Genomic DNA, 8,073 nt, shown 5'->3' with positions numbered 1-8,073 from the left:
TATCTCAGCTAGCAAAAACTAACCCTAAACCATTGTAATCTCTTCTATGAACTTCGCTTCTCTCTCAAAGCGGGTGCAAATATACAACCCCGTTTTTATCCACCAAAACTTTTTTGAAATATTTTTAAAAAGTTTTTTCGAAGCTGTCAATGAACATTACTAAACTACACATCTCCTCAAATCTCTTCCCCGTTTAGCGGCTGCAAACCTAAGCATAGTTTCTTAATCAACAATGAATTTTTTGAAGATTTTTTTAAAGAAATTTCGAAAAGTCTGATTTTAAAAAAGATAGAAAGCGAAGATAATAAATTTTATGAAAACGGAGAGGTATTTTTTTAGAATTTTCGGACTTCTCAAAAACTCAAAGTGTAAGAATTGCACATTACTTTCTTAGATTATTGTTTTGCAGTCTTACTATCGCCGGGATCAGACCATTTATTCCTCAAATCATAAAAACTAAAATCTAAAGCTGTTTTTTGCTCTTTTAGTACATTCGCTTGAAAACTTCGCTGTAAAATATCCTCGATCCAATAGTCTTCTTCCACATTTATAGGATCATACACTTCTTTGAGTGATATATCAAAAAGGCGAGCTGTATTATTATACCAAAAGGCTCTCCAACCACTTCGGTATTCTTTGATCAGCTCAAACATAGTCTTACCTGTTTGTCGATTAACCAATTTCACCAAAATCTGACCTTCCGTACGCGTGAGCTTTTTTAATTCTTTGGTAAACTCCTCCTCCATATACTTTTGAAGTCTTTTTACATATTTTTTACGCGCTCTTTTAGAATCGATTGATTCTAATCGCTCATTGAGTGTTGTTAGTCGATCTGCCGCCAACTTTGCATACGGATATACTTTTCTGGTTTTACGTCGTAAAATCAAATACTTTCTTCTGGACAGATTATCTTTAAACTTTAACCGGCCAAGAATTACTACTTCATCCAGATCTATAGCTTCATGAGGAATGGTATCGCCTTCAATAATATAATACTGTACGTATCGCGTAGAATCAATTTTGGAAGAATCAATAGGCGTCTTTCCCTTCTCCTGAGAAAAGAGCATACTAGTGGCACCAACCATCAATATAACACACAAATGTCTTAACATAGTAAATTTAGGTCTTCCAAAATTATTCCAAAATTAGTAATTAACATATTCTATAGCGTAAAATATATGTGAATATTATTAAATTCGTGAAAACTAAATTAGATTATACATAACTATGGCTAAAAAAAGCAGCATATTAAACAAAAAGTCATTGACTTTTCTTGAAAAATACTTAAACAATCCTGCCCCGACAGGATACGAATGGGAAGGACAAAGGATATGGATGGACTATCTAAAACCTTATGTAGATGATTTTATCACGGATACTTACGGAACTGCTGTGGGTGTTATCAATCCGAAAGCAAAATACAAAGTAGTTATCGAAGGTCATGCTGACGAAATTTCATGGTATGTCAATTACATTACTGACAACGGATTAATTTATGTCATTAGAAATGGAGGAAGTGATCATCAAATTGCTACTTCGAAAAGAGTTAACATACATACCAAAAAAGGGATTGTAAAAGGCGTATTTGGATGGCCTGCGATACACACAAGAAATAGAGCAAAAGAAGAACCACCAAAATTAGATAACATTTGCATTGATGTAGGTTGCTCTACAAAAGAAGAAGTACTAAAACTGGGAGTGCATGTTGGATGTGTGATCACCTATCCCGACGAGTTTTTTATCCTTAATAAAGACAAATTTGTTTGTCGTGCGCTAGACAATCGTATGGGAGGTTTTATGATTGCAGAAGTAGCTAGACTCTTAAAAGAAAACAAAAAGAAACTTCCATTTGGACTTTATATTACCAACTCGGTGCAAGAAGAAATTGGATTGCGCGGTGCAGAAATGATTACTCACACTATACAACCAGATGTCGCTATTGTAACCGATGTTTGTCATGACACCACTACTCCAATGATTGAGAAAAAGACTCAAGGAGAAACCAAAATTGGTGATGGTCCTGTAATCTCGTATGCTCCAGCGGTACAAAACAGGCTGAGAGAGTTATTAATCCAAACCGCTGAAGACAAAAAAATCCCATTTCAACGAATGGCATCCAGCAGAATGACCGGAACAGACACCGATGCTTTTGCGTATAGTAACGGAGGCGTTGCTTCAGCATTAATCTCCTTGCCATTGCGATATATGCATACTACGGTAGAGATGGTACATAAAAATGATGTAGAAAATGTAATAAAGTTGATCTATGAAAGTCTTTTAAATATAAAAGCAGGAGAAACTTTTAGTTATTTTGGAAAATAATAACCATATAATCTAAAAACAAAAGGGTGTTTGACTGCAAATGCCCTTTTTTATTTTAATGCAAATGCAAAAAAAGTAATGGCTGACGAACTGATCGACATATTAAATGAACATGGTGAAGTTACAGAAGATGTACGGCTTAAATCTGAAGCACATCGATTAGGTCTATATCATGCGAGTGTACATATTTGGTTTTACACTCAGCACAAAAAATTGTTGTTTCAAAAGCGAGCAGCAAATAAAGATACCTACCCTGGTCTTTGGGATATTTCTGTGGCTGGACATATTAGCGCTGGTGAAGACCCTAGAACATCTGCTATTCGTGAAATAGAAGAAGAAATAGGGTTGTCAATTTCGGATCACGAATTGGATTTTTTGAAAATCTATCCGTCTCAAAAGAGACCTTCTCCTGGAATTATTGATAATGAATTTCATCATATTTATGTATCTGAACTGAAAACACCTATTACCCAACTCACGCTTCAAAAAGAAGAAGTTTCGGACGTACAATTATTGGAAATTGACAAATTCGAAGAAATCAGGAAAAAACCATTACAAAATCAAGGGTACGTACCTCACGATTCTGAGTATCTGGATTTAATTCTTAAAGAAATCACAAATCGAATTGGATAATCTTATTATCACTATTAACTATTATAAATTTGAGATAAGCAGTTAAACTATAATAATTTTGTATTGATTTTAAATAACAAATAGACAAAAACTATGGAGAATTCAAATACAATTAGTGCGCTTAACAAGCTACTAGCCGATTATCATATGCATTACCAAAAACTGAGAAACTTTCATTGGAATATTACAGGCCCTCATTTCTTTGAGCTTCACCAAAAATTTGAAGAGCTTTATGAAGATGCAAAATTAAAAATTGATGAGATTGCTGAACGAATTTTAACCCTACGCGGTAAGCCTATAAGCAACTTTACCGACTATCTTGACACCTCAAACATTAAGGAGTCAAATACAAATCTTGTTGACCAGGAAATGGTATCAGCTGTATTGGCAGACTATCAAGTATTGTTACAACAACTTAAAGAAGTAACTGCTGCTGCAGAAAACAGTAAAGATGACGGAACGTTGGACATTACCGGAACGTATATCGGAGAACTTGAAAAATCAAGCTGGATGCTCAATGCCTGGAATCAAAGAAACTAAAATACTATTCGCATTTTATCTTATTGTTCTGGCAACTTGCACTATGAGTTGCCAGAACAATACATCTACGGATTTAATAAAAATCAATACCCTATCTAATACTGTTCATGAAGTTTCGGGTATTACCAGTTTAGGCAAGGATCATCTTTATGTTATCAATGATTCTGGTAACAAAAACATCTTATATCGATTAGACCAAAAAGGGGGTGTTTTGGACAAAATTAAACTTCCTGACACCCAAAATGTGGATTGGGAAGATCTTGCCTACGATACCCAAAACAATATCTATGTAGGAGATTTTGGAAACAACAACAATAAACGTAAAGACCTTGTAATCTATCGTGTCGGGGGTGTATTAAAAAAAGATATCTCTGTTGAAAAAATTTGGTTTGCTCTGGAAGATCAAAAGAAATTTCCTCCTAAAAAAAAGAATTTCAATTATGACATTGAGGCTTTTATTCATCTCAACAACCAGCTTTATCTTTTTACAAAAAACAGAAGTTCTAAGTTTGAAGGGACTACCAAATTATATAAGCTTCCTGCATCACCAGGAAAACACGTAGCTAAACTTATTGGTACTTACCGCACGTGTAAAGACAATGCCGATTGTTTTGTTACAGGAGCCACAGTAAACCGAAGTGGAGATACCATTGTTTTACTCACCTACAATAAACTGTTTGTACTTTCGGACTTTAAGGGAGATGATTTATTTGGAGGATCGATTCAAAAGATAAAATTAAATCATTATTCCCAAAAGGAAGGGGTGTGTTTTAAAAATGATTCTACACTCTATATCACCAACGAAAAAACCAAGCACCATAAAGCTACGCTTTATGAATATCCTTTACGTAAGTAATATCTTAAAAATCTAATCCGAAACCAAAAGTAAATCGAAGTCCATCATCACTATTAAATAACCCGAGCTGCCCTCCTACTGCATCTACGGCATTCACCCAAAATCCTCCACCAAAAGAATCATGCCATCGGTCAGAATCCTCACCATCTAACCAGACTCTTCCGATATCATATCCACCGAAAATTCCAATCTGTAATGGCAATAGACCTGTTTTAAAACGATCAAAACTGTATCGTAGATCTCCGCTAAATGCCAGTGCACTTTCTCCTGTAAAACGTTCTTCTCGAAATCCTCGTAATCCTTTGGTTCCTCCCAAAGTCGCAGCTTGATAAAACTCAAAATCATCTCCGATATTAACCTGCGCGAGCACATCTGTTTTAAGCACCAATTTTCTATTTCGAGAGATGGCACTATAAAAACCGAGATTGGTATTTATATATCCAAAAGTAAGATCGGTATCTTCTACATTGGTTGTTGTTCCTGTTTGTAGATCAAACTTCATTCCTCGAGTAGGATTGACTTTATTATCATAGCTCTCATAGGTATAATGAAGATCAAGATTTGCAAAAAACTTACGTTCAAAAAAGTCTGGATCTCCAATGATAAATCCTAATCCTGAAGTAATAAATCTTCCAGGAGTATCCTGCACTTCTATCCCCGTGTAGTTCGCATTAATCGCAAAACGACTTCCATAATTATTTCGTCTGGACATTCCTAAACCAAACGACCATATACTAGTCTTGACACGATTGAAATCCAACCCAAGGTCATCATCAAAGTTGGGAGTATTGTTTCCGAAGCCAAAAAAGTTCTGCGCAAAATTTTCGCTGGTATATACTCCATTGATCAAAATATTCCAATTCCCAATGGCGTTCATAAACTCACCGGAATAAGTAATATCATATCCTTCGGTAGCAAAATAATACCCTGCATGTAATCTATGCTTACTATGATAGGGGTTGTTTTTGAAACCATTAACAGTATATATGTCTGAAATACTTACGCTCAATCCATCATCTGGGTTAAATCCAACAAGAGGTGTTATAGTATTGTTGGCACTACGCACCTTATTGTAATCGTAAATATTGTAATTATAAATATCGGTCAATCGTATTCGGGCTCCACTCTTCTTGTTTACCGTGTTTGGTTTTGATCGATGATCATATACTTTGATCTTCCTGCCATTCTCTATAGTATATTGATCATTATTTTGCCCTCCTACAATTCTAATTTTTATAGGGTTACTCCCTTTTCCATTTACCACAAACTGATCATCATCATCTAATCCATAAATCCAAATTTCTTTGGTTTCTTTGGAACTGAATGTATTCTCTAAATACGGAGGTTCAATTTCGCCCTTTTTGATTCTGGAAACCTTTACGGTAGTTGCTTTATTCTTTCTTGTAATTTCGAAATAATCGTCTTTATCTGTCCCTGTAATAATTGCATGTTTTGACAGATACTCATAATAGCGAGTAGCAATATCCTCTATATTATCCCTACGGCTCTTTAAAAATCGTTTTATGTTTTGAATCGTTTCATCTTGTAATTCGGTAGGTATATCTTCAAATGCTTTTTCGATGGCTTCATCGGTGAGCATAGTTTTGATATGGTTTGCCTGATCGATCCAAATCTTCTCATCTGACTTTTGAATTAACGCTCGGTCTAATCGCAAGCCAGATAAATTGATCCATCTTACCTTTTTCAGTTCCTCGTCATAAGATTGAAATTTTCTTGATAATGGTGACACAAATTTGACCAATCCCAAAATAAGACCATCATAATTACAGAACACCTGATCTCTATCTCTTGGTATCGGTCTGTATATCATTCCGTTTTCAGTGTCAAACTCGGCCCATCTCCATTGATCGGGATGCCTATCCCAATCTCCTAAAATCATATCAAAAAGTCTGGCTCTGATATAACTTTCTTCATCCAAAGTATACTTTTCATCTTTTCTCAGTTTCTTCAACATATCATCTGTACTCTCGATATCATCTGGATTTCCAAAGGAAGCTACATCTTTAAATTCTTTTCCAGGACGTTCTTCCAAAAAGTACAATTCATCTCCGAAGCTTTCATTATACTTACCCAAAGCAGGGTGTTTAGGAATATAATATACTTCTGGATTTGTATGATAAACTCCAATGGCCTCTGCCAGATCATCTACTGCCAAAAAAGCATATGGATAACTTGAAGTAAAAAAGTCAGCCAATACATCTACCGTATATGTATCTTCAAAACCATCGTCTAGATAGGTGTTTCTAAAAGCTCCTTTTTGCAAAAATTGAGTCACACTTTTTCGCAGTGCTCTTAAGCTATACTGCTTACCTTCTTTATCTATTAATCTAAGGGATCTGGTTTGCTGTCCTCCTCCTTGTCGATCGATACGGAAGCCTCCCATTAATGTATCTAAAGTTGCTACAGGAACTTTAATATCAGTACCAAATACATATCGATAATGATCTCCCCAAAATGATTTATAGAATTTTGATTTCTTTACTTCTTTCTTATTATATATCGAAGCAGTCTTTTCTTGAGGAAAAGAAGTATTCAAATCACTAGTATCATATTCTTGGTCTTTTTCAAATACTTTTGTTTGAAATACTAGTTCTGGTTGTTCTTGTTCTCCGCCATAGAAACGAACATTTGATGAACCATCCGTATAAACATCCAAAATTGCAAACCCTTGACCGGGATAAGAAAACAAACCGTCTTTTCCTAGCGCAGCTGCTGACACTTTGGAGCCAGAACCTGATACAATTTGTTTTAAACCTTCGTCTTCTAAATATTGTAGTGAATGTTCATGTCCAGAAACAAAAACTACCTTATCTAATCCTTTGGCCATAGTAGCCAGTCTACGCATAAACTTATTATACAATGCATTTGAAGCATCCTGCGGAGAAACACCTCCTTGTGATCTCATCATTGCAACCAAAGACGCGAGGCCTGGCAGAGGTATTTTCTTTTTGGAAGGAAAAATATGCTTACCAAAACTAAACTTTCCTCCATGTGGTCCATTGGTGTACATAGGATGATGCATCGCAACCACAATCGTTTTTTCGTTATGCTTTTTAAACTCCCCTTCTAGTTCTGTAAAAAACTTTTCTCTAGTTTTAATTTCACAATCGTCGTTGATGGTTGGATTTTTATCCCAATTAGCCAAGTACCATTGCGTATCCAGAATTAGAAGATGTACGCCATCATTAATCTTTATACTTTCTAAAGGACAACCCTGATTGGGCAAAAAAGTTTCATCATTGTTGATTTGATCGATCACATACTTTTCCTGTCTTCTTAATCCTTCTACTCCTTTATTATACCAATCGTGATTTCCAGGTATGATAATAGACTTACCTTGAAATTTTTTCACGATATCAATTTGCACATTCATTTTGTGCTCTGCCTCTTCTCTATCCTCTTCTCCCTTTTTGGGCATTCCTTTTTGGTAAATATTGTCACCCAGAAAAAGTAAGAAATCATCCTTTGTTTCGGTAGTATCCAATACTTTTTCGAGAAGGGCTAAACCCTGAGTAGTTTCACCCAATTGAGCGTTCCCAGCATCCCCAATGAGGTAAAATCTCTTTTCCAGAGATTTTTGCGGTAATTTTTTTGAAAAATTTTCGACTTTATACTGAGGAGAATATGTTGCACAAGAACTAAATAACGCAACGGTATAAATAATGAGAATCTTAGTATATTTATTCATTGTTTGGAGTACA

6 protein-coding genes are annotated in these 8,073 nt (G+C 35.3%); 4 read left to right on the top strand and 2 right to left on the bottom strand.

Annotation, left to right across the window (positions count from 1 at the left end):
* Window positions 1–395: 395 nt before the first annotated feature.
* On the bottom strand, window positions 396–1,112 hold the full coding sequence (locus ACXAGJ_RS23865) for a DUF4294 domain-containing protein (RefSeq protein ID WP_474843584.1): 717 nt from the start codon (window positions 1,110–1,112) through the stop codon (window positions 396–398).
* Between the two features lie 115 nt (window positions 1,113–1,227).
* Here ACXAGJ_RS23865 and ACXAGJ_RS23860 point away from each other — a divergent pair, with 115 nt between their 5' ends.
* The 4 genes from ACXAGJ_RS23860 to ACXAGJ_RS23845 all read left to right on the top strand — a co-directional run bounded on the left by ACXAGJ_RS23860 (window position 1,228) and on the right by ACXAGJ_RS23845 (window position 4,351).
* Window positions 1,228–2,322, top strand: coding sequence for a M42 family metallopeptidase (locus ACXAGJ_RS23860; protein WP_474843582.1), 1,095 nt, complete (start codon window positions 1,228–1,230; stop codon window positions 2,320–2,322).
* Between the two features lie 30 nt (window positions 2,323–2,352).
* Entirely contained in the window at window positions 2,353–2,955 is a 603-nt protein-coding gene (locus ACXAGJ_RS23855) for an NUDIX hydrolase (RefSeq protein WP_474843580.1), read from the top strand.
* 93 nt (window positions 2,956–3,048) lie between these two features.
* The gene (locus ACXAGJ_RS23850; RefSeq protein WP_474843579.1) at window positions 3,049–3,495 is read left to right on the top strand and encodes a Dps family protein; all 447 of its coding nucleotides are present in this window, start codon (window positions 3,049–3,051) and stop codon (window positions 3,493–3,495) included.
* Window positions 3,473–4,351 carry a hypothetical protein gene (locus tag ACXAGJ_RS23845; protein ID WP_474843578.1) on the top strand — a complete coding sequence of 293 codons (879 nt, stop codon included), beginning with the start codon at window positions 3,473–3,475 and terminating at the stop codon, window positions 4,349–4,351. Before ACXAGJ_RS23850 ends, ACXAGJ_RS23845 begins: the two co-directional genes overlap by 23 nt.
* A 4-nt stretch (window positions 4,352–4,355) precedes the next feature.
* Here the strand turns inward: ACXAGJ_RS23845 and ACXAGJ_RS23840 are convergent, their stop codons facing one another.
* Window positions 4,356–8,060: a metallophosphoesterase gene (locus ACXAGJ_RS23840; protein ID WP_474843577.1), complete on the bottom strand. Its 3,705-nt coding sequence runs from the start codon at window positions 8,058–8,060 to the stop codon at window positions 4,356–4,358.
* Between the last annotated feature and the right edge of the window lie 13 nt (window positions 8,061–8,073).

The sequence above is a fragment of the Aquimarina sp. AWH4_224 genome (genome assembly GCF_056160245.1).
Note: the sequence above shows the minus strand (reverse complement) of the source record. Positions and strands in the feature narration are given on the sequence as shown.

Coding starts and splice junctions, on each gene's coding strand:
- ACXAGJ_RS23865 (WP_474843584.1), bottom strand. CDS start 1,112: ATGTTAAGACATTTGTGTGTTATATTGATGGTTGGTGCCACTAGTATG.
- ACXAGJ_RS23860 (WP_474843582.1), top strand. CDS start 1,228: ATGGCTAAAAAAAGCAGCATATTAAACAAAAAGTCATTGACTTTTCTT.
- ACXAGJ_RS23850 (WP_474843579.1), top strand. CDS start 3,049: ATGGAGAATTCAAATACAATTAGTGCGCTTAACAAGCTACTAGCCGAT.
- ACXAGJ_RS23845 (WP_474843578.1), top strand. CDS start 3,473: ATGCCTGGAATCAAAGAAACTAAAATACTATTCGCATTTTATCTTATT.
- ACXAGJ_RS23840 (WP_474843577.1), bottom strand. CDS start 8,060: ATGAATAAATATACTAAGATTCTCATTATTTATACCGTTGCGTTATTT.